At 69.2% G+C, this 20,289-nt stretch carries 17 protein-coding genes; 7 read left to right on the top strand and 10 right to left on the bottom strand.

Annotation, left to right across the window (positions count from 1 at the left end; genetic code table 11):
• Positions 1-3: 3 nt before the first annotated feature.
• Positions 4-906 carry an archaetidylserine decarboxylase gene (gene asd, locus ABIC70_RS07520; protein ID WP_043380867.1) on the top strand — a complete coding sequence of 301 codons (903 nt, stop codon included), beginning with the start codon at positions 4-6 and terminating at the stop codon, positions 904-906.
• Between the two features lie 217 nt (positions 907-1,123).
• Here the strand turns inward: asd and gyrB are convergent, their stop codons facing one another.
• From gyrB to ABIC70_RS07545, 5 genes are all read right to left on the bottom strand, one after another.
• Entirely contained in the window at positions 1,124-3,568 is a 2,445-nt protein-coding gene (gyrB, locus tag ABIC70_RS07525; RefSeq protein ID WP_043380905.1) for a DNA topoisomerase (ATP-hydrolyzing) subunit B, read from the bottom strand.
• Positions 3,569-3,747: 179 nt separating this feature from the next.
• A complete protein-coding gene (locus ABIC70_RS07530) occupies positions 3,748-4,710 on the bottom strand; it encodes an aldo/keto reductase (RefSeq protein ID WP_043380908.1) in 963 nt (320 codons plus the stop codon).
• A gap of 8 nt (positions 4,711-4,718) precedes the next feature.
• Positions 4,719-5,363, bottom strand: coding sequence for an MBL fold metallo-hydrolase (locus tag ABIC70_RS07535; protein WP_043380910.1), 645 nt, complete (start codon positions 5,361-5,363; stop codon positions 4,719-4,721).
• Between the two features lie 89 nt (positions 5,364-5,452).
• Entirely contained in the window at positions 5,453-5,836 is a 384-nt protein-coding gene (locus ABIC70_RS07540) for a hypothetical protein (protein ID WP_043345342.1), read from the bottom strand.
• 67 nt (positions 5,837-5,903) lie between these two features.
• Entirely contained in the window at positions 5,904-7,571 is a 1,668-nt protein-coding gene (locus tag ABIC70_RS07545; protein WP_043755248.1) for an alpha-amylase family protein, read from the bottom strand.
• A gap of 156 nt (positions 7,572-7,727) precedes the next feature.
• Here ABIC70_RS07545 and ABIC70_RS07550 point away from each other — a divergent pair, with 156 nt between their 5' ends.
• Complete coding sequence (locus ABIC70_RS07550; RefSeq protein ID WP_354439319.1) at positions 7,728-10,775, top strand: penicillin-binding protein 1A; 3,048 nt, start codon at positions 7,728-7,730, stop codon at positions 10,773-10,775.
• Between the two features lie 28 nt (positions 10,776-10,803).
• On the top strand, positions 10,804-11,859 hold the full coding sequence (locus tag ABIC70_RS07555; RefSeq protein ID WP_354439321.1) for a hypothetical protein: 1,056 nt from the start codon (positions 10,804-10,806) through the stop codon (positions 11,857-11,859).
• Between the two features lie 19 nt (positions 11,860-11,878).
• On the opposite strand, the gene ABIC70_RS07560 is transcribed toward ABIC70_RS07555, so the two are convergent.
• Positions 11,879-12,097, bottom strand: a complete 219-nt coding sequence (locus tag ABIC70_RS07560; RefSeq protein ID WP_043345328.1) for a hypothetical protein — start codon at positions 12,095-12,097, stop codon at positions 11,879-11,881.
• 269 nt (positions 12,098-12,366) lie between these two features.
• On the opposite strand from ABIC70_RS07560, the gene ABIC70_RS07565 reads away from it, so the two are divergent.
• Both ABIC70_RS07565 and ABIC70_RS07570 read left to right on the top strand, forming a co-directional pair.
• Complete coding sequence (locus ABIC70_RS07565) at positions 12,367-12,615, top strand: hypothetical protein (protein ID WP_043345326.1); 249 nt, start codon at positions 12,367-12,369, stop codon at positions 12,613-12,615.
• 182 nt (positions 12,616-12,797) lie between these two features.
• A complete protein-coding gene (locus ABIC70_RS07570; RefSeq protein ID WP_043755239.1) occupies positions 12,798-13,436 on the top strand; it encodes a hypothetical protein in 639 nt (212 codons plus the stop codon).
• A gap of 16 nt (positions 13,437-13,452) precedes the next feature.
• Here the strand turns inward: ABIC70_RS07570 and ABIC70_RS07575 are convergent, their stop codons facing one another.
• On the bottom strand, positions 13,453-14,031 hold the full coding sequence (locus ABIC70_RS07575) for a polysaccharide biosynthesis/export family protein (RefSeq protein WP_043345320.1): 579 nt from the start codon (positions 14,029-14,031) through the stop codon (positions 13,453-13,455).
• Positions 14,032-14,220: 189 nt separating this feature from the next.
• Between ABIC70_RS07575 and ABIC70_RS07580 the strand changes: the two genes are divergently transcribed.
• Entirely contained in the window at positions 14,221-16,443 is a 2,223-nt protein-coding gene (locus ABIC70_RS07580; RefSeq protein WP_354439322.1) for a GumC family protein, read from the top strand.
• A gap of 43 nt (positions 16,444-16,486) precedes the next feature.
• Here the strand turns inward: ABIC70_RS07580 and ABIC70_RS07585 are convergent, their stop codons facing one another.
• Complete coding sequence (locus tag ABIC70_RS07585) at positions 16,487-17,674, bottom strand: GNAT family N-acetyltransferase (RefSeq protein ID WP_354439323.1); 1,188 nt, start codon at positions 17,672-17,674, stop codon at positions 16,487-16,489.
• Positions 17,675-17,919: 245 nt separating this feature from the next.
• Between ABIC70_RS07585 and ABIC70_RS07590 the strand changes: the two genes are divergently transcribed.
• Positions 17,920-18,981, top strand: coding sequence for a polysaccharide deacetylase family protein (locus ABIC70_RS07590; protein WP_354439325.1), 1,062 nt, complete (start codon positions 17,920-17,922; stop codon positions 18,979-18,981).
• An 83-nt stretch (positions 18,982-19,064) separates the two neighbouring features.
• Here the strand turns inward: ABIC70_RS07590 and ABIC70_RS07595 are convergent, their stop codons facing one another.
• Both ABIC70_RS07595 and ABIC70_RS07600 read right to left on the bottom strand, forming a co-directional pair.
• A complete protein-coding gene (locus tag ABIC70_RS07595) occupies positions 19,065-19,721 on the bottom strand; it encodes a DUF2155 domain-containing protein (RefSeq protein WP_043380931.1) in 657 nt (218 codons plus the stop codon).
• A 128-nt stretch (positions 19,722-19,849) separates the two neighbouring features.
• A complete protein-coding gene (locus ABIC70_RS07600) occupies positions 19,850-20,266 on the bottom strand; it encodes an NADH:ubiquinone oxidoreductase subunit NDUFA12 (RefSeq protein WP_078947231.1) in 417 nt (138 codons plus the stop codon).
• Between the last annotated feature and the right edge of the window lie 23 nt (positions 20,267-20,289).

Consider the following 20,289-nt stretch of genomic DNA (forward strand, 5'->3'; position numbering starts at 1 on the left):
GGCATGATGACGGTTGCCCGATCCCGGTTGCGGGCGGTCCTGGCGCGGGTCGGCGCGCAGGAGGATCTCAATTTCCTTTTGACGAACCGCCTTCCGCGCCGGTTCGCCACCCGGTTCATGGGCCGGTTCAGCCGGATCGAACAGCCCCTGGTGCGCGACCTCTCGATCGCGACGTGGCGGTTGTTCTGCGACGTCGATCTCCGCGACGCCGAGGAGACGCGCTTTCCCAGCCTTCACGCCGCCTTCGTGCGCGCCCTACGCCCGGGCGCCCGGCCGGTTGCCCCCGATCCCGCAGTGCTCACCAGCCCCAGCGACGCGATCCTGGGCGCCCATGGCCGCATCGAAGCGGGACGCCTGTTTCAGATCAAGGGCCTGTCCTATCCGCTCGCCGATTTGCTCGGCGGCGACGTCACGCTGGCGCGCGCCCATGAAGGCGGCTGTTATGCCACCCTGCGGCTGACGGCCGGGATGTACCATCGGTTTCACGCGCCGCACGATCTGCGCGTCGAGTCGGTCCGGCACATCTGGGGCGATACCTGGAACGTGAATCCGATCGCGTTGAAGCGTGTCGAGGCGCTGTTCTGCCGGAACGAGCGCGCGATCCTGCGCCTGCGCCTCGCGGAAGGCGGCCATGCCGTGACCCTGGTGCCCGTGGCGGCCATCCTCGTGGCGGGCTTACGCCTCGGCTTCTTGCCCGAAGGGCTTGCCCTGCGCGAGACCGGGGGGCGGACCTTGCCCAGCGCCGCGCATCTGGCGAAGGGCGCGGAGATGGGCTGGTTCGAGCACGGCTCCACCATCGTGGTGCTGGCACCGCCGGGCTTCACGCTCTGTCCGGAACTCTCCGTGGGGTCGCGTCTGCGCGTCGGCGAGCCCCTGATGCGCCTTCCGGAGCCGCCCATCCGCTGACGATCTGCGCCGCCCTCGCCCGCACCTTTCGCGCCGGGCTGGAGAAGCCGCGCCTTGCCGACCCGGCACGCTCTGCGATGCGCTTCACTGGGGACTCACACGGCCCCGATCAGCACGCGACGGGCAGGATGCGCCGGCGCTGCCCACCACGTGCGCGCGCCTCCCGGCCCGGCAGAGGCCGGACCGTGCTGTACCGCGCCATCACACAGGCTGAGCCCTAGACGTCCAGATTGGCGACGCTGAGGGCGTTTTCCTGAATGAACTCGCGCCGCGGCTCCACCACATCGCCCATCAGCTTCACGAACAGGTCGTCGGCGTCGGTCACGTCCTTTACCTTGACCTGCAGCAAGGAGCGCACGTCGCGATCCAGGGTGGTCTCCCAGAGCTGCTGGGCGGTCATCTCACCGAGGCCCTTGTAGCGCTGGAGCTGCAGGCCTTTCCGGCCAAACGCCATCACCGCCTCGAACAGCGCGACGGGCCCGTGCAGCACGGTCTCGTCGGACTTACGCATCAGGGTGGCGGGTTCGCCATAGATTTCCCGGAAGGCGTCGGCCCGCTCGGACAGGCGCCGGGCTTCCTGCGAGGTGATCAGGCCGAGATCCAGGGTCGCCACCTGCCGGACGCCGCGCAGCGTCCGGCTGAGGCGATAGCCGCCCTCGAAGGATTCGCCCTGCCAGCCGCGCTCGATCTCGTCCGCGATGGCGTCGAGCCGGCGGGCGGTCAGGTCGGCCAGCACCTCGGCCTCGCCGGTCCGCGAGGCCGCCTCGGGGTCGAAGGCGCCGGCCAGCACCGCCTGCTCGACCACGGCGCGGTCGTAACGCGTGTGCAGGCCCTGCAGGATGTTGCGGAAGGTCCGCGCCTCCTCGACGAGGCTCTTGAGCTGAGGCCCGGCGAATTCCGCACCGGTGGAGAGGCGCAGGATCGCCCCGTCGGTCCCCTGGTCGATCAGGTAATCCTCAAGGGCGCGCTCATCCTTCAGGTAGATCGCCTTCCGGCCGCGCTCCGCTTTGTAGAGCGGCGGTTGCGCGATGTAGAGATGGCCGCGGTCGATCAATTCCGGCATCTGCCGGAAGAAGAAGGTCAGAAGCAGCGTCCGGATGTGCGAGCCGTCCACGTCCGCATCGGTCATGATGATGATGCGGTGGTAGCGGAGCTTCTCCGGGTTGAAGCCCTCGCGGTCGGTCGAGGAGCGCCCGATCCCGGCGCCGAGCGCCGTGATCAGCGTGCCGATCTCGGCCGAGGACAGCATCCGGTCGGCACGGACGCGCTCGACGTTCAGGATCTTGCCGCGCAGCGGCAGCACCGCCTGGAAGGTCCGGTCGCGGCCCTGCTTGGCCGAGCCGCCGGCGGAATCACCCTCAACCAGAAGGATCTCGCACTTCGTCGGGTCGCGCTCCTGGCAATCGGCGAGCTTGCCGGGCAGCGAGGCGATGTCGAGGGCGCCCTTGCGGGTCACGGTCTCGCGGGCCTTGCGGGCGGCCTCGCGCGCCGAGGCCGCCAGGACCACCTTGGCCATGACCGACCGCGCCTGGCTCGGATTCTCCTCGAGCCAGGTCGACAGGCCTTCGTTGAGGACGTTCTCGACCGCGGGCCGGACCTCGGACGAGACGAGCTTGTCCTTGGTCTGCGACGAGAATTTCGGGTCCGGCACCTGCACGGAGATGACGGCGGTGAGGCCCTCGCGACAATCCTCGCCGGTGAGCGACACCTTCTCCTTCTTGGCGATGCCGCTGGATTCGGCATAGCCGGTGACCTGCCGGGTCAGGGCCGCCCGGAAGCCGGCCATATGGGTGCCGCCATCCCGCTGCGGGATGTTGTTGGTGAAGGGCAGCACGGTCTCGTTGAACGAGTCGTTCCACCAGAACGCGACCTCGACGCGGATCCCGTCGCGCTCGGAACTGACGACCACCGGGCTGGTCATGCCGTCGATCGGCTTGCGGGAGCGGTCGAGATACCGGACGAAGGCCTCGATGCCGCCTTCGTAGTACAGCTCCTCGCGCTTCTTCTCGGCATGGCGGGCATCGGTCAGGACGATCCGCACGCCGGAATTGAGGAAGGCGAGTTCACGCAGGCGCTTTTCCAGCGTCCCGTAATCGAACTCGATCATCGTGAAGGTTTCGGTGGAGGGCAGGAAGCTGACTTCCGTCCCGCGCCGACCGTTGCCGGGCCCGACGACCTCCAGGGGCGCCACGGCGTCGCCGTGGCGGAACTCCATCGCGTGCTCTTTGTCGTTGCGCCAGATGCGCAGGCGAAGCCACGACGACAGGGCATTCACCACCGACACGCCGACGCCGTGCAGGCCGCCGGAAACCTTGTAGGAATTCTGGTCGAACTTACCGCCGGCGTGCAGCTGGGTCATGATGACCTCGGCCGCCGAGACACCCTCCTCCTTGTGGATGTCCACCGGGATGCCGCGCCCGTTATCGGAGACGGTGCAGGATCCGTCGGCGTTGAGGGTGACGGTGACGAGATCGGCATGGCCTGCCAGCGCCTCGTCGATGGCGTTGTCCACGACCTCGTAGACCATGTGGTGGAGGCCGGAGCCGTCATCGGTATCGCCGATATACATGCCGGGCCGCTTGCGGACGGCGTCGAGGCCCTTCAGCACGCGGATGGATTCCGCGCCGTAATCGGCAGGCTCGGTCTGGGGGGTGTCGGCCATGAACTTCCTCGGGCAGGCGGGCCTGATCGCGTCGGTGGCAGATGCGCCGTCGGGTGCCCGCGCCTGAACTCTCGCTTGATCCGCCTGATATAGGGGTTCCGCGTTGAGATTGCACGATTTTACGGGCCCGCGGCGGGCCCGTCCCGAAGCTTTTGTGACGCTCGCCGCTTAACGCCGCGTTAGCCCTCGATGCCGCCCGCGCTCGCCGTGTCGAGGCGGCCGATCGCCTCCGGCGAAAGGGTCAGCCGGACGGCGCCGAGGAGCTCGTCGAGTTGCGCCACCGAGGTCGCGCTGGCGATGGGCGCCGTGATGCCGGGGCGGGCGATGATCCAGGCAAGCGCCACCTGGGCCGGGCTGGCACCGTGCGTCTGCGCGACCGAATCGAGCACGTTCAGCAGCGCGAGACCGCGCGGGTTGAGGTACTTAGCGACGCGGTTCTCACGGGCCCGTCCCGTCGCGTCCTGGGCGCTGCGGTACTTGCCGGTGAGGAAGCCCGCGGCCAGCGAGAAGTAGCCGATGACGCCGATCTGTTCGGCCCGGCAGAGCGGCTCCAGCTCGGCCTCGTAGCCGCGCTGGGCGAGGCTGTAATCCGGCTGGAGGCATTCGTAGCGGGGCAGCCCCGCGGAGGCGGCGATCGTCAGTGCCTCCTTGAGCCGCGCCGCGCTGTAGTTCGAGGCGCCGATCGCGCGGACCTTGCCCGCCGCGATCAGGCGCTCATGGGCCCGCAGGGTCTCGTCCAGGGCCACGTCGGTATCGTCGACATGGGACTGGTAGAGGTCGATCCGGTCGATCCGCAGCCGCCGCAGCGAGGCCTCGCAGGCCCGCTCGATATGGGCCGCCGAGAGACCCTTGCCGGCCTCGCCCATGTCCATCCCGACCTTGGTCGCCAGCACGATCCTGTCCCGGACGCCCGGACGGCTGGCCAGCCACCGTCCGATCACCGTCTCGGATTCCCCGCCGACATGGCCGGGGGCCCAGCGCGAATAGACGTCGGCGGTGTCGATGAAATCGAAGCCGCTCTCCACGAACCGGTCGAGGATCGCGAAGGCGGTCGCCTCGTCGGCGGTCCAGCCGAAGACGTTGCCGCCCAGGCAGAACGGCGCGACCGTCAGGTCGGAGCGGCCGATGCGGCGCTTGTCCATGATGTCGGTCAGTCCTGCAGGAAAGGATTTGAGACACGCTCCTCGCCGAGCGTGCTCGTCGGGCCATGGCCCGGGATGAAGGCGATGTCGTCGCCAAGCGGCAGGACCTTGTCCTTGATGGCCCGGATCAGCTGCTCGTGGTTGCCGCCCGGCAGGTCGGTGCGGCCGACCGAGCCCTTGAACACCACGTCGCCGACCAGGGCGAACCGCGCGTCCCGGCTCACGAACACGACGCTGCCGGGCGAGTGCCCGGGACAGTGAAGGATGTCGAAGCCGAGACCGCCGACCGTCACGGCATCGCCCTCGTCGAGCCAGCGGTCGGGCGTGACGGGCCGGGCCGCGCCGAGGCCGTAATTGGCGGCGGTCTCGGGCAGGGAATCCAGCAGGAACTTGTCCGCCTGGTGCGGCCCTTCGATCGGAACGCCGAGGCGCTCGCGCAGCTCGTCGGCGCCGGCGGCGTGGTCGACATGACCGTGGGTCAGCAGGATCTTCTCGACGGTGACGCCCTGCTCGCGGATGGCCGCCTCGATCCGATCGAGATCGCCGCCGGGATCCACCACGGCGCCGACCTTGGTCGTGTCGTCCCAGATCAGGGTGCAGTTCTGCTGGAAGGGTGTGACCGGGATGATCCCGGCGCGTGGCGTACCTGGCATGTCGTCCCGCGTGTAGGCAGCGCCGCTCCGGACGCCCTCGGCCGCAGTCTAGCGCAGAACGCCGGTGGGCGGCACCCTGTGCGGCACGCTCAGGCCGCGTCGCCCCTGGGGCGGCGCAGGCCGTCGTGAAGCGCCAGCATCTCCGCCATGCCGAGCGCCCGCGAGCTCCAGCGGGTCTCCGCGGTGTTGACCTGCGTGAACCGGTCGTGGGACCGGCCGCCATAGGCTCCGAACAGGGTCCTGCCCGCCTCGACGGCACCGTCGTCCCGCGCCGTCTCGTCCGGCCGGTCGATCCGGTAGGACGGCGTCGGCGACCGGCCGGTCACGCCGATCCGCACCGAGGCGTCGCCGTAATGCTTCTGGCACAGCCTCATGGTGACCAGCACTTCGCGCAGGTAGTCTTCAGCGTCGGCGAGATCCGGCAGGATGTCGGCGATCGTCGCGTCCGAGGGATAATGCTTCGTCCGGGCCATGCTACACCTTGCTCGGGCGTGTCCTACCGTCTTCGCCGGCCGAGGGCGAGCCGGGCACCGGTTTTCCTCACGCCGGCCGCCGCTTCAACAGCGCGTCGAGGCCCCCGACCCGGAACCAGTGGTAGCCGTAGCCTTCCAGGAACAGGCAGTGCCGTCCGTCTTCGCCGACCTCGCTGCGGCTGCCGGTCAGCACATCGACGAGGATGTCGTGCTCGGGATCCTCCACGCCGGATGCCATGGCGACCTCGACGGGCTCCGGCGCCAGATTGTGGACACACAGGATGGCGTTGCCGCGCCAGTCGTAGCGGAGCGCCAGCACCGAGGGACGCCCGGTCTCCATCGGGACCACGTCGCCCCAGCCGATCTCCGGCGCCTCCTTGCGCTGACGGATCATGCTCTGCATCCAGTTGAGCAGCGAGTCGGCCTCGTGGCGCTGGTCGGCGACGTTCACGTGCGCGTAGCCGTAGGGCCCGTGGTCGATCAGCGGAATCACCGTGCGGTCGGCCGTGGAGAAGCCGCCCTGATACTCGCTGGTCCACTGCATCGGCGTGCGAGCGCAGTCCCGCTCCTTGAGCGCGAGCTCGTCGCCCATGCCGATCTCGTCGCCGTAACGCAGCACCGGCGTCCCCGGCAGGGTGAACATCAGCGAATAGGCCAGCCGGATACGGCGGGGATCGCCGGCCAGCATCGGTGCGAAGCGGCGGCGGATGCCGCGGTCGTAGAGCTGCATCCCCTTCTCGGGCCCGAAGGCGTCGAACACGCTCTGACGCTGCTTGCCCGTCAGGCGTCCCAGGTCCAGCTCGTCGTGGTTCCGCAGGAAGATGCCCCATTGGCAGGAGAGCGGCCGCGGCTTCGTCCGCTCGATCGCCTTGACGAGCGGGCGCGCATCATGGGCCGCAAGGGCGTAGAAGGTCGCCTGATTGACCTGGAAGTTGAACATCATGTGCATGCGGTCGGCGTCGTCGCCGAAATAATCCATGTCCTGGTTCGGCAGGATGTTGGCCTCGGCCAGGATGATGGCGTCGCCCTGCCGCCATTGCAGGAACTCGCGCAGGTCGCGCAGCATCTCGAACTGCTCGCGGGGCTTGCCGCCGACATCGGCCCCCTTCTCGGCGATGACGAACGGCACGGCATCCATGCGGAAGCCGGAGACGCCCAGCTGGATCCAGAAACCCATGATCTTGAGGATCTCGGCCAGCACCTCGGGATTGGCGGTGTTGAGATCAGGCTGAAAGTTGAAGAAGCGGTGGAAATACCACGCCTTGGCCTTCGCATCGTAGGTCCAGGTGGTCTCCTGCACGCCGGGGAAAACCATGCCCTCGTCGGCGCTCGCGGGGCGCTCTTTCGACCAGACGTACCAGTCGCGATAGGGCGAGTCCGGGTCGGAGCGGGCCGACTGGAACCACGGGTGCTGGTCCGAGGTGTGGTTGACCACGAGGTCGATCAGCACCCGCAGCCCCCGCTGCTTGGCGGCGTGGGTGAAGGCGACGAAGTCACCGAGCGAGCCGTAATCGGGGTCGACGCCGTAATAGTCGGCGATGTCGTAGCCGCCATCCTTCTTGGGCGACGGCTGGAAGGGCATCAGCCAGACCGCGGTAGCGCCCAGGCCCTGGATGTAGTCGAGCCGTCGCTCGAGCCCAGCGAAGTCGCCGATCCCGTCGCCGTTGGCGTCCATGAAGGTGCCGACCGACAGGCAATAGATGATGGCGTTCTTGTACCACAGGTCGTTGATCATGGCCCCCCCGGCGTCGTCGCGCCTCACGAACGTGGGACCCCATCAAAGCGTTGCCGTGCGGCGTCTCCTTAAATCAGCCGCGTTGTGCACGCCTTGTTCAGGCGCGCTCCCGAAAGGTCCGCGCCCGCCCCGTCGCGTCCCCCGAACCCGGCCCGTATGAACGCCATCCTGATCAAGCTGTTCGCGACAGCCCTGACCCTGAGCCAGGTCACGACCCGGCCGGAGGCGGTCCGGACGCAGTTCGATCCAGCCACCGATGGGCCCGAGGTTGTGCGCCTGCTGCGCGACGGCTGCGCCCACATGCGCAAGGCCTTCGACATCGAGGACATCAACCTCGACGAGCTGATCACCACCGCGATGGAGGATCCGTCCACCGTCGCTGGGCCGGCCGCCCCGAAGATCCTGCACGGGCTCGACCTGAACGAGTTGAACACGAGCTACAAGCAGTTCTGTAAAGGCGAGAACCCGGCGAACTCGCCCTTCGACGCCAAGGCGGTGATCGAGTTCTACGACAACGCCACCAAGGACCTGCCCAGCGCCGAGGCCCTGCGCGACAAGGCGCTGCCCGGCATGACCCGGATCCTCGACGGCGCCGGCAAGCCCTTCGCCGAGGCCTCCGAGCCGAACGGGCGCCGCATCGTCGTGCCCATCACGGCGGTTCCGACGCTGGTGCAGAAGGCCTTCATCGCCGCCGAGGACAAGCGCTTCGAGACCCATCACGGCATCGACGAGCGCGGCGTGATCCGCGCCTTCATCGCCAATCTCGCCTCGCCGGGACGTCCGGCGGGTGGTTCGACCATCACCCAGCAGGTGGTCAAGAACCTCTCGGTCGGCGACGACGTCACCTACGAGCGCAAGATCCGCGAGATGATCGTCGCGTCGCGGCTGGAGCGGATCCTCTCGAAGCCGCAGATTCTCGGGCTCTATCTCAACGGCATCTATCTCGGCCGCGGCGCCTACGGCATCGAGATGGCGGCGCAGAGCTATTTCGGGAAGCCGGTGGGGCAGCTCACCCTGCCGGAGGCCGCGCTCCTCGCCGGCATGCCCAAGGGGCCGAATTTCTACAGCCCCGACAAGTATCCGGACCGGGCGCGGGAGCGGCGCGCCTACGTGCTCGCCCGCCTCAAGGAAGAGGGCGCGATCACCGAGGCCGAGATGAGCGCGGCGATCAAGTCCGATCTCGGGCTGAAGCCGATCGAGACCGCGCGGCGCGATTCCGGCTTCTACGTGGTGGATTTCCTCAATCGGGAGGCCCGCACCTTCGCGGGGGTGGATTCCCTGACCTCCGGGTCGCTGACCGTCCGCTCGACGATCAATGCGGGCCTGCAGCGCTCCGTCGAGGAGGCTCTCCAGGACGGGCTCGCCAATTACGAGCGCTCCACGGGCCGTCAGGTCTTCGCGGGGCCCGAACTCAACCTCGCCGACAGCGTCCGCCGGATCCAGGCCGCGACTCCTGCACCGGAGGGGGCGACCCAGGCGGCGCCCGCGGTGACGGGAGCGCGAACGGATGCGCCCAAGGCGGATGCCAAGATGGACGCCAAGGCGGACGCCAAGGCGCGTCGTGGCGAGAAGGTCGCGGCGGTCCCGCAGAAGAAGCCGGCCTGGCTTCTGGCGCTCGAGAGCGCCCGCCCGGTGCTCTACGACGTGCATTGGCCGATGGCGGTGGTGCTGGAGACCGGGCGCGGCGGCATGAAGGTCGGCCTCGCCGATGGCCGGACCGCCGTTCTCGACCCCGGCATCGCCCGGGGCAAGCTGCAGCTCTACGACGTGATCCGCGTGAAGGTCGGCTCGGGCAAGGGCGGCCTGCGCGCGCAGATCCGCGTCCGGCCCACGGTCCAGGGCGCGGCCCTGGTGATGGAGAACCAGACCGGCCGGATCCTCGCGATGGCCGGCGGCTTCTCCTACCCGCTGAGCCAGCTCAACCGCGTCACCCAGACGGTGCGCCAGCCCGGCTCGACCTTGAAGCCGCTGACCTATCTCGCCGCGCTCAATGCCGGCCTGCAGCCCAACACCCTGGTGATGGATTCCGCCGTCACCCTGCCGCCGATCGGCGGGACCGGCGATTCCTGGTCGCCGAAGAACTACGAGGGGGGCGGTTCGGGCCCCACCACCCTGCGGCGCGGCCTCGAATTCTCCAAGAACCTTGTCACCGCCCGTCTGCTCCAGGGTGGAATCGAGCCCAAGGCGCCGGCGAGCCTGAAACGGGTCTGCGACATCGCCCTGGAGGCACAGATCTACGCCGAGTGCGAGCCCTACTATCCCTTCGTCCTCGGCGCACAGCCGGTGCGGATGCTGGACCTCGCGGGCTTCTACGCGGCAGTGGCCAACGAGGGCGCGCGTCCGGCCCCGTATGCGCTCGAATCCGTCGAGCGGGACGGCAAGCCGCTCTACACGCACCCCGCCAAGGAGCCGGCGCGGATCGCCTCTGCGGACCGGGTCGCCTTCTACCAGCTCAAGACCATGCTGCAGGGGGTGACCCAGCACGGCACCGCGGCGGCGCTGTCGAAGGTCTCGGCCTACGTCGCCGGCAAGACCGGAACCTCCGAAAACGAGAACGACGCGTGGTTCGCGGGCCTGACCAACGAGATCAGCGTGGTGGTCTGGGTCGGCTACGACAACGCCGACGGCACCCGCAAGACCCTCGGCCGCGGCCAGACCGGCGGCCATGTCTCGGTGCCGATCGCCTCGGCGATCCTGCAGGCGGCCTGGGCGAACGGCATCGCCAAGACGCCGCTGCGGGGCCCCTCCCCCGAGGCGCGCCCCTTCATCGCCGACCTGGCGGTCGATCCGCGCAGCGGCGTGCGGGTCGCGGGCGGCGGCTTTCTCGAGCATTTCCGCACAAGCGGCGACGGACGGATGGCGGACACGCAGTACCGCCTCGTTCCGCGGGAGACGCTCTACGCCATGCGGCCCGATGCCCAAGACGGAGATCTCGCCGGCGCCGACGACGGCGCGAACGTGGCGGGCGACTATTACGGCAACATGACGGGCGAGCGGCCGCGGGCCGACTTCCTGGACCCGTTCGGCGAGCGTCCGGCGCCGCGCAGCCGCCGTGCGCAGGGCGATGTGGATCTCTACGGGCAGGATCCGTACAAGCCCTGGCCCGGCCAGACGAACCGCTCGCCCTTCGGCGGGGATGACGACGCGCGCCGGCCGCGCCGCCGCGATCCGGACTACCTGTTCGGCGAAGATCCCGGTTACTGACTGCCCTCCCCGAGAGATGAGAATCCCGTTGCGTCAGCAGCTTCCTGCCGCCCTGGCGGCCGCCCTCACGGTCGCTCTCCCGGCCATCCCGGTCTGCGCTCAGACGCCCGCCGCCAACACGGCGCCGGCACCGGAGCGGGTCAAGGATGTGACCTCCGTCACGGCCGTCGACCCCGCCGCGATCAAGCCGGGCCAGATCCTGTTCACCGATCACCGCGAGAATCCGTCGGCGCCGGAGAACGGCCTGATCCCGTATCTCGACTGGTTGAAGGTGCGGCCGGCCGAGGCGACGGCACTCGCCCCCTATCCCGGCTACAAGGAGCCGGATTACACCGTCACGGTGAACGGCGTGACGAAGCCCCGGCACGAGACGCTGAAGGTCTATGTGGCCGAGGGGCGCTTCGTCGTCCCGCGGCCGGCCGAGGCGATCGACCTCCAGGCCTTCGCCAATCTCGCCTTCGTCCAGAAGATGGATCCGGCGATCAAGCACCGCGCCATCTCGGCCGCCGACGTGACCCCCAACAAGGATCCGGCCGCCGCTTTCGCCAAGCGACCCGACCGGCCCTGGTGCGAGGGGGCGGGCGCCTGCATCGAGTCGCGCTACGATCTCGAGGGCAAGCTGCCGCTCGGGGTGAAGCTCGCCAACAAGCTGGAGGAAGGGTCGGCCAAGAAGATCGCCGAGTTCGTCTCGTTCCAGAGCGAGTTGCGGATCCTCGGGCCGGACCAGGCCGCCGCGCTCAAGGCCCTGACCAAGATCGACACGTCCGTCACCGGCGGCCTGGAGCAGACGATCTTCTGGGTCAACCAGATCCTGCGCTTCGGCAAGTTCCTCGCCGTGTTCCAGCCGATGCCGAACGACCCGACCAAGACGGTGGTCACCACCTACATGGCCCTTGCGATCAAGGGGGACGTCCTCGACCGCAAGGCCGAGTACGCCCGTGTGCCGGTCCTCAAGAACCTGCTGCCGGCGCAGGTGCTGATGGGCAATTCGAGCTTCAACACCGGCAACTCGATCAGCGCCGGCCTGCCGGTCTACGCCCGCAACCGGATCGCCGCCTTCGCGGACGCGCTCACCAAGCGCTGACGCGTCGCGACCGCGGGTGTCACATCCCGCGGTTGCCGATCGTCGGCAGCGTGGGCTGGGTGTAGGCGCGGTTCACGTCCCGGCGGCTCTGGGTGCCGTTCGTGTTGCCGGAGGCGCGGTAATTGTCGAGGTTGAAGGTCTCGGCCAGCCCGCTGCGCGAGTCCGGCCCGTCGCTGGTGCTGCAGGCGCACAGGCCACCGAGGGTGAGTGCGGAGAGGGCGAGAAGGGTCAAGCGCATCGCAAATCCTGAAGCCTGCCGGAGTCGAGCCTCCCTCCGGCATCTCCCGGACGAGGCCTCGACGAAACGTCTCGCGGCATGGTCAGCCCGGGAGCGCGCCCGTCAAGGTCGCGCGCAACGTGTAAATCCGTTCTGTGGCCTCCGATGCGCAGCGGCCACGGAAAATCCACCACACCCCCGGTTTGGGGCGGATACCGACGGGCAATCGTGTTGAGCGCGGCCCGCGCCCCCTGGCGAATCCGGACCGTTTCGGGCGAAAACCCTCGGCAATGAGCAACGTCTTGCCCTTCCGCCCGCGTCCCACCGTCACGCGCCTCGCCCGCTGCGAGGTTGTGACCGTGGCCGGCGATCTTCTCGCCCTCCTGGAGCAGCTCGAGGATGTGAGCGCCCGCGCCGCCGCGATGGGTCGCCCCGCGCTCGAGGTCGAGCGGACGGTCCAGCACCTGCTCGATGCCGTGAGTGCGGTCGAGCGCGCCCTCGACTGCATCGGCGAGGGCGAACAATCCGCTCCGGGCTGATCGGCGCTTCACCCCCACCGCATCCGGATCGCGTCATCGCCCTCAGACGGGGGCGTCGAATACTGCACCGTCGCGAAGTCGACCGGTGTTGCTAAGCAGATCGTAAATCATCCGGAACCCTCCAGTACGCCTTGCGGTTGAGGGTCGGATGCTCACGTCGGGCGTCGGTTCCGGAGGATGTCATGAGGCTTCGCACGAGCAGTTTGCTGGCCGTCATGACGTCCGGCGGCCTTCTCGCCGGGACGACGATGCACGCCCACGCGGCCGAACTGGGCTTCCTCGAGATGCTGTTCGGGGCTCGGCCGGCGGTTCAACAAGCTCAGCCCGCGCAGACCCAGGCTCCGGCCTTCGAGGGCCGTTCGTATGGCCGCCAAGCGAGCCCGCGGCTCGGCGCCGCGCGCCGGCGCTTTCAGACCCGCTACGCGGCGCTGCCGCTGAAGATCCGCGTCAAGGAGCGGGAGATCAGCGAGCGCCAGACCCCCATCGACATGAAGGGCGGCGCCACGGCGGCTCTGTTGAAGGACGAGACGCTGCGCCCCGGCGACATCGTGGTCCTGAATGCCGGCGCCCGGGTGTTCACCGGGAATCCCGACAAGCGTCACGCCATCCGGGATTTCGAACCGGTCCAGAACTCGCGCTTGGTCAGCAAGGGCACCCGCAAGGTCCTGGCCGGCCTGTTCACGCCGGTGGGCACCCTGCCCGCACAGGCCGCACGGCAGATGATGGCGCGGGCGAAACAGCCGGCCCCCGAGATCGCGACGCCGATCCCCGCGCAGAAGACCGCGATGCGGGTGATCAACCCGTGGCATGAGGCGCAGTGACTGGCGCGGCCGTCGCTCAGAAGAAGCGCTCCTTGATGACGATCGTGTCGCCCGGACGGACCGCGTAGGTCATCGGCACGATTCCCGAGACCAGCGTGCCGTTGGTGTCGCGGGTCAGAACGGCATAATCCCGCGCCGCCCGGGGGCCGAAGCCGGCGGCGATGGCCACCGCCGTCTCGACGGTCATGCCGTTGACGAACGGATACTGGCCCGAGGTGGTCACCTCTCCGAGAATGTAGAAGGGCCGGTAGGCGTCCACCTCCACGGTGACGTGCGGCTCGCGGACGAACCCGGCCGCCAGCTTGGCCTCGACCGCCTTGGCCGCCTGGGCGGTCGTCTGACCGCCGACCTGCACGGTGCCGATCAGCGGCATGGCGATGCGACCGGCACCATCCACCGCGTAAATGTTCGATAGGTTGTCCTGGCCGAAGACGATCACCCGGAGCTTGTCGCCCGCCGCCAGCGTGTAGCGGGCAGCGATCGACCCGGTGCCGGTCGCGTCGAGTTCGTCGGTGCGGAAGCTCGGCCGCAGGCAACCGCCGAGTGCCAGAGTCGAGCCGAGTGCGAGAAGCAGAGCGCGCCGGTTCATCACCATCGCCGTCAAGGATGCAGTTGCCGGATGATCTAGGCCGTTAAGGTTAATGAAACTTGATCACCGCCGGACGGGCCGGCCGGCGCCGCCGGTCCGCGCGCGCCTTAACTCTTGAGCAACCTTAACATCCACTAATGGCGGCGGGCGGGCAGTAATGCCGGCCCGGTTTTCCGCCGCGTCCAGAGCGTCCGCATGTCCTCTATACGTCAACGCTCGACCAACGCCCTGCCCAGCCCGCAGCCGCGCGCCGAGGAGGGCCTCGGTCTCGCGCAGCTGCCGCGGATTTTGAGGCGCTCGATCGGATGGATCGTCGGACCGACCCTGGTGGTCGCCCTGGGGGCGAGCGTCTTCGTCAACGTGGTCAGCCCCCGCTACACCGGCGAGGCGAAGGTTCTCCTGGAGAGCCGCGACCCGGCCTTCGCCCGCACCGCGCAGGAACGCGCCGACCAGCTCGCACCCATCGACGAGCAGGCTGTGGCGAGCCAGGTGCAGGTGGTCATGTCCCGGGATCTCGCCCGCGAGGCGATCCGCCGGCTCAAACTCGTGGGCAACGCCGAATTCGATCCCGGCGCCGGTAGCATCGGCCCGGTGCAGCGCGTGCTGATGATGCTCGGCATCGGCACCAATCCTCTGGACCGCCCGGCCGAGGACCGCGTGCTCGATGCCTATTTCGATCACCTGCTGGTCTTTCCCGCCGGAAAGTCACGCATCCTGACGATCGAGTTCCGCGCGAAGGATCCGAAGCTCGCGGCCGAAGCCGCCAACACCATCGCGAAGCTCTACATCGGCTCGCTGGAGGCCGATAAGGTCGACACTGCCCGCTATGCCTCCACGTGGCTCGGCGGCAACATCGACGGGCTCCGCAAGCGCGTCGCCGAAGCCGAGGCGAAGGTCGAGGCGTTCCGCGTCAAGAACGGCCTCGTGGGCAGCGCCGGCGCCACCGGCCGGCCCCTCAACGCGCAGCAGCTCGGCGAATTGTCGAGCCAGCTCTCGGCGGCGCGGAGCCTGAAAGCCGATCTCGACGGCAAGGTGAAGGCCATCAAGGACCTGATCAAGGACGGGCGCGCCTTCGAGATCCCGGATGTCGCCAACAACGAGGTGATCCGGCGGATCGTCGAGAACCGGATCTCGGTGCGCGCCCAGCTCGCCCTCGAATCGCGCACGCTGCTGCCGGCTCATCCGCGGATCAAGGAACTCAACGCTCAGCTCGAGGATCTCGACGCGCAGATCAAGGCTTCCGCCGAGCGCATCGTGCGAACGATGGACAACGACGCCAAGATCGCCGGCGCACGGGTCGAGAGCCTTCGGAACGCCGTGGACGGCCAGCAGGACGTCGTCGCCCAGGGGAACGCCAGCGAGATCCAGCTCCGGGCGCTGGAGCGCGAGGCCAAGGCGCAGCGTGAGCAGCTCGAATCCTATCTCGGCCGCTACCGCGAGGCGGCGGCGCGCGACGGCGAGGCGGCGACGCCGGCCGATGCCCGGATCGTATCCCGCGCGGTGACGCCCGAGGTGCCGTCCTTCCCGAAGAAGTTGCCGATCGTCGCGTTCGCGACGCTGCTGACCCTCATGCTCTCGGCCGGCGGCGTCATCGCCAGCGCGCTGCTCGCCGAATCCGGCCGCGCTGCCGGACAGCGCGACGGCGATCCGACGGACGATCGCCGGCGCCGCGAGCCGGTGATGGACCGGCCGACCTTCGCGTTTCCGGAGCCGATGCCGTCCGAGCGCTGGTCCCAGCCGTCGGAGGCCGCAGCCGCCTCTGCGACGACGGCACCCGTGGCGAAAGCGTCAGCCGGCACCGCCGAGGCCTTCGACCTTGCGCCCCTCGTCGCGCGCATCGCCGCAGCGCCCCGCGACCCGGGAGCCCAGTCCGGCCGCCGGATCCTGATCGTCGAGACCGAGGATCGGCGCGGTCCGGCGACGCTCTCGGAGGCCCTGACCCGTGCCCTCGGCCGCGAGGGGAGCCTCGTCGCCGTGGATCTGAACGCGCCGAGCAGCGGGCCCCGGGGCTTGGGCTTCTCCGACCTCATCGCCGGCGAGGCTGCCTTCCTCGATGTGATTCAGGCCGGTCGCGCCGGCGGTCATCATCGGATCGCGGCCGGGCTCCACGATTCGACGGTCCTGTTCGACGCGCCGAACGCTCTGGTGTTGACCTTCGAAGCCATGGCAGAGGCCTACGAATGCGTGCTCTGCCGGCTCGCCGCCGCGCCGGGCGCCGTCGACCTCCTCGAGCTCGTCGCGGGCTTCATGGACTGCGTGGTGATCGCGTCGAATGCCGATGCGGAGGATCCGGCGCTGGCCGATCTCTACGCCCTGGCCGAGGATGCGGGTGCGGGGCAGATCCTGGTCGCTCAGGACCGTCCGGCGAATGCGGGTTTCGAGGATCCGGCGGCCGAGCTGCGCCTCAGCGCCGCTTGAGACGGGTGCCGCCGGGCGCAGGTCCGGCCCAGGACGGCGACGGTCAGGGCCGGCGGCGCAAAGCCCGGAGCCGCTTGAGGACGGCGTAGAGACGCGGGTCTCGCTTGATGCGCCGCTTCGTGCGCGTCAGGCTTCCGCGCACGGCTCCGTAGGTCCGGCCGCGCAAGGTCACCGGTATGACCGTCTCGACGAGGTTGATCGTCTCGTCGCAGATGCTGGCCTTGTAGCGCGCCTCGCCGACGCCGAGGTCGAAGCCCTGCCGGCCCCGGTCCGTCTGATCGCGCACCAGATGTTGCAGCAACAGGTCTCCGGGGCTGTACCGGGCGATCTCCGGGTCGGCGTCGAATGCCGTCATCATGCCGCTGAAGCGCCGGTCGCTCACGGCGCCGCCGAACGTTGCCAGGACCCGGCCGCTCTCGACGAGGCAGAGGGCATGCACCTCCATCGCCGGCTCCGCGCCGGTCGACGCCGCCGCGAGGAAGGCGCGGATCGCGGGATCGGCATAGGGGTCGGAGATGCCCATGACGGCGAAGCGCGCCGATTTCTGCGCGTAGAAGGCGGCCAGCAGACGCTGCGCCTCCTCGGGCGTCCCGGCGCGGCGGTAGGCGATGGCGCCGTGCGCCTCGATGAGGCGCTTCTCCTTCGAGCGCAGTTTCTTGCGGGCGTCGGCGCTGAAGACCCGGCGCACGGTCGCCTCCGGGTCCGGCCCGAGCATGAGACCGTAGGCATCGCTGGCCTCGGGCTCGCCGGTCGCGGCGAGCGGATTCGCCGCCCCGTCCCACATCCTGGGTTGATGCTTGAGGGTGTAGGCGTCGATGCCGTTGGCCCGGCCCGCCTGGATCAGGGCCGTGACGATGCTGCTGGACGGGAGGGCTGCCGCATCGCGGGTGGCGAAGAGCGGCATATGATAGTTGGCGTGCGTGTCACCGACGGTGCGCGCGATGCGGAGGCCGTGTTCCCGCTGCAGCGTCAACGGGATGAGAAGGCGTGGACGCCCATCTGCGTTCCGCACGATCACGATGCGGGCATGCTCGACCTGCCCGGTCGCATGCAGATAGGCGCTCACCCAATCGAACCGCTGATAGGGTGTCCCGAGGGCGGCCGGGTCGGTTTCGAGCCGGCGCCAGAGTGCCTCGGCGGCATTCAGATCCGGGATGATCTCCGCGATGAGCCCGTGGGCCAGGCGCGATTCGACCATGTCCGTTCCCGCCATCTGGACGCCGGTCGCCATGACCCGATCTCCCAGGGACCACCGACGATCCCGTGCCGCCCGAATACTGGGTTCCAGGGCCTGAATGGCCCGTCACCTCAACGCGAGATCCTGGGCCCGCGGCGCGGCACGGCGCGGCAAAAGGGATGCGTGGCTAACAGCACCTTTCTTCCGGTCGCCCCTCGGTGCGGCGGCTTTCGGATTTGTTTACCGCGTCGCGCCAAGGCTCCGTGGTACGGGCGCTGCGGCCCGATCGGTTCAGAATCATGCTGTCGTCGCGCGCCAAGCATCGGGTCTTCGCGTCCGGCTTTCGCGCGATACAGGCGCTCGGGGCGGATCGGTGGCTCGGCCCCGCCGCCCGCGGCCTCGGTGTGATCCTCACATTCCACCACGTCAGCCCCGCGCCGAGTCCCGCCTTCGCGCCGAATCGCCTGCTGGGCATCACGCCGGAATTTCTCGACCTGACCCTGCGGGAACTCGATGCCCGGGGCTTCGAGATCATCGGCCTGGATCACCTGCCGGAGCGCCTGGCCGAACCCGATTACGGGCCGCCCTTCGCGGTTCTGTCATTCGATGACGGCTACCGGGACAACGTCGTACATGCCCGTCCCGTGCTGGCCCGCCACGGCGCGCCATGGACGTTGTTCGTCACCAGCGGCTTCGCCGATCAGGCTGGCCGGCTCTGGTGGATCGAGCTGGAGCACGCGATCGCGCGCCTCGATCGCGTGCGGATCGACATCGGGTCCCGCAGCGTGGACCTGCCGGCCCGCAGCCCGCAGGAGAAGGCTCTGGCCTTCGAAGTCGTTTACCGGGACCTGCGCCGCGGCTGCGAGGCCGACCTTCTCGACCGGATCGCCGAGCTCTGCCGACAGGCCGGCTTCCCGCCCGGACGGATCGCCTCCGAACTGTGCCTGTCCTGGGCGGAGCTGCGCGACCTCGCGGCCGACCCGGCCGTCACCATCGGCGCGCATACGGTGAGCCACCCGATGCTGGCCAAGCACGACGCCGCCTTCGCCGCCCACGAGATCGCCGAGGGACGCGCGCGGATCGAGGCGGAACTCGGACGGACGGTCCGGCACCTGTCCTATCCGGTGGGAGACCCGACCTCCGCAGGACCGCGGGAATTCGCCCTGGCGCGGGAGATGGGCTTTGCGACGGCGGTGACCACGCGGCCCGGTCACCTGTTCGCCGAGCATGCCGCGCACCTTCAGGCCCTGCCCCGGGTCTCGGTGAACGGCTGCCACCAGACGGGTGCGGCGCTCGCCGGACTTCTCTCCGGTGTTCCGTTTTTGGCGTGGAATCGCGGGCGGCGCGTCAACGTCGCCTGAAGCGGCGTCGCGCTTCGAACCGGCCCCTGACGACGCCGGACGAGTTCATCGAGGCGGGTGCGGGGACCGGATCGCGGACGCGGTCAGCGGAATAGAGCGTCGAACAGGTTCTGCGGCTGATGCGGCGGCGGCGGAGCCGGTGCCGGACCCTCGTTCGACGGGAAGAACTTGCGCGAGGGCTTCTGGCGCGGCTGGACGGGCACGCCACGCGGCGCCTCCACGTCCACCTGCCCGGCCGCATTGAGCTGCTGCGCGGTCTTCGTGGGGTCCTTGCCCGGGCGCTTCGCCTTCTCGGGCTTGGCCGCGACGGCCGGGACGTCTTCCTGCTCCTTGGCTTCGGCGATCACATCGCTGCCGCCTTTGCAGTCGACCAGCCACACGTCGTAGATCGGATGCTCGATCGCGTGCAGTCCGGGGCTCGACGCGAACATCCAGCCGGTGAAGATGCGGCGGTACTTGTTGTCGAGGGTCACCTCGTCGACCTCGAGGAAGGCCGTGGTCTTGGCGCTCTCGGTGGGCGGACGCGTGTAGCAGACCCGCGGGGTGAGCTGCAGCGCGCCGAACTGCACGGTCTCGTCGACCGCCACCTCGAAGTTGACGATCCGGCCGGTGATCTTGTCGAGGCCGGAGAAGACCGCGGTCGGGTTCTTGATCTTGTCGGCGGCGGCGGGGCTGGCGCAGATGGCGAGCGCCAGGCTCGGGGCGAGCGCGCGGCGTGCGAAGGCGGTGATGCGGCTCAAGGCTCGGACCCCTAGACGAGGGTGGCCGGCCGCGCCAACGATTGCGCGGCGGACGATCGGGATTGGCCCGTCATGAACACCGGAACGGTGGCGGCAAAAGGGCGCCGGGTCCGCGGGAGACCGGGGATCTACTCGCCCGGCGACCAGGAGACGTAGTCGCCGGTGGCCGCCGGCCGCTGGCCCCAGGAGAGTTGCGAACCCGCCGGCCGGTACGCGTTGGCCGTGCCGGTCTGGTTCTCGATATGCGGCTTCTGCCAAGCCTTCGGCTCGTAGTTCTCCTCGCTCGGGGCGAGATCGACATTGTGGCAGAGCCAGCCACGCCAGCCGGGGGGGACCTTCGAGGCGTCGGCATAGCCGTTGTAGACGACCCAGCGGCGCTCCGAACCGACCGAGCGGTCGATCAGCGCGCCTTCCGCCTTGTAGTACTTGTTCCCGAACTCGTCCTCGCCGACGAAAATGCCGGTGCGGGCGGTCTGGAGCGCCAGGGAGACGGTCTGGCCGTTCCACCATGTGAAGACGCGCAGCAAAGTGTCCTTCAGCGCCATCGCCGGTCCCGAGATCGTGCCGC

The sequence above is a fragment of the Methylobacterium sp. 1973 genome, from assembly GCF_040545035.1.
Lineage (GTDB): Bacteria > Pseudomonadota > Alphaproteobacteria > Rhizobiales > Beijerinckiaceae > Methylobacterium > Methylobacterium fujisawaense.

What these genes read in the sequence shown, in the direction of transcription:
- asd (WP_043380867.1), top strand. Translation starts at nt 4, where the DNA reads ATGATGACGGTTGCCCGATCCCGGTTGCGGGCGGTCCTGGCGCGGGTC.
- gyrB (WP_043380905.1), bottom strand. Translation starts at nt 3,568, where the DNA reads ATGGCCGACACCCCCCAGACCGAGCCTGCCGATTACGGCGCGGAATCC.
- ABIC70_RS07530 (WP_043380908.1), bottom strand. Translation starts at nt 4,710, where the DNA reads ATGGACAAGCGCCGCATCGGCCGCTCCGACCTGACGGTCGCGCCGTTC.
- ABIC70_RS07535 (WP_043380910.1), bottom strand. Translation starts at nt 5,363, where the DNA reads ATGCCAGGTACGCCACGCGCCGGGATCATCCCGGTCACACCCTTCCAG.
- ABIC70_RS07540 (WP_043345342.1), bottom strand. Translation starts at nt 5,836, where the DNA reads ATGGCCCGGACGAAGCATTATCCCTCGGACGCGACGATCGCCGACATC.
- ABIC70_RS07545 (WP_043755248.1), bottom strand. Translation starts at nt 7,571, where the DNA reads ATGATCAACGACCTGTGGTACAAGAACGCCATCATCTATTGCCTGTCG.
- ABIC70_RS07550 (WP_354439319.1), top strand. Translation starts at nt 7,728, where the DNA reads ATGAACGCCATCCTGATCAAGCTGTTCGCGACAGCCCTGACCCTGAGC.
- ABIC70_RS07560 (WP_043345328.1), bottom strand. Translation starts at nt 12,097, where the DNA reads ATGCGCTTGACCCTTCTCGCCCTCTCCGCACTCACCCTCGGTGGCCTG.
- ABIC70_RS07565 (WP_043345326.1), top strand. Translation starts at nt 12,367, where the DNA reads ATGAGCAACGTCTTGCCCTTCCGCCCGCGTCCCACCGTCACGCGCCTC.
- ABIC70_RS07570 (WP_043755239.1), top strand. Translation starts at nt 12,798, where the DNA reads ATGAGGCTTCGCACGAGCAGTTTGCTGGCCGTCATGACGTCCGGCGGC.
- ABIC70_RS07575 (WP_043345320.1), bottom strand. Translation starts at nt 14,031, where the DNA reads ATGGTGATGAACCGGCGCGCTCTGCTTCTCGCACTCGGCTCGACTCTG.
- ABIC70_RS07580 (WP_354439322.1), top strand. Translation starts at nt 14,221, where the DNA reads ATGTCCTCTATACGTCAACGCTCGACCAACGCCCTGCCCAGCCCGCAG.
- ABIC70_RS07585 (WP_354439323.1), bottom strand. Translation starts at nt 17,674, where the DNA reads ATGGCGACCGGCGTCCAGATGGCGGGAACGGACATGGTCGAATCGCGC.
- ABIC70_RS07590 (WP_354439325.1), top strand. Translation starts at nt 17,920, where the DNA reads ATGCTGTCGTCGCGCGCCAAGCATCGGGTCTTCGCGTCCGGCTTTCGC.
- ABIC70_RS07600 (WP_078947231.1), bottom strand. Translation starts at nt 20,266, where the DNA reads ATGGCGCTGAAGGACACTTTGCTGCGCGTCTTCACATGGTGGAACGGC.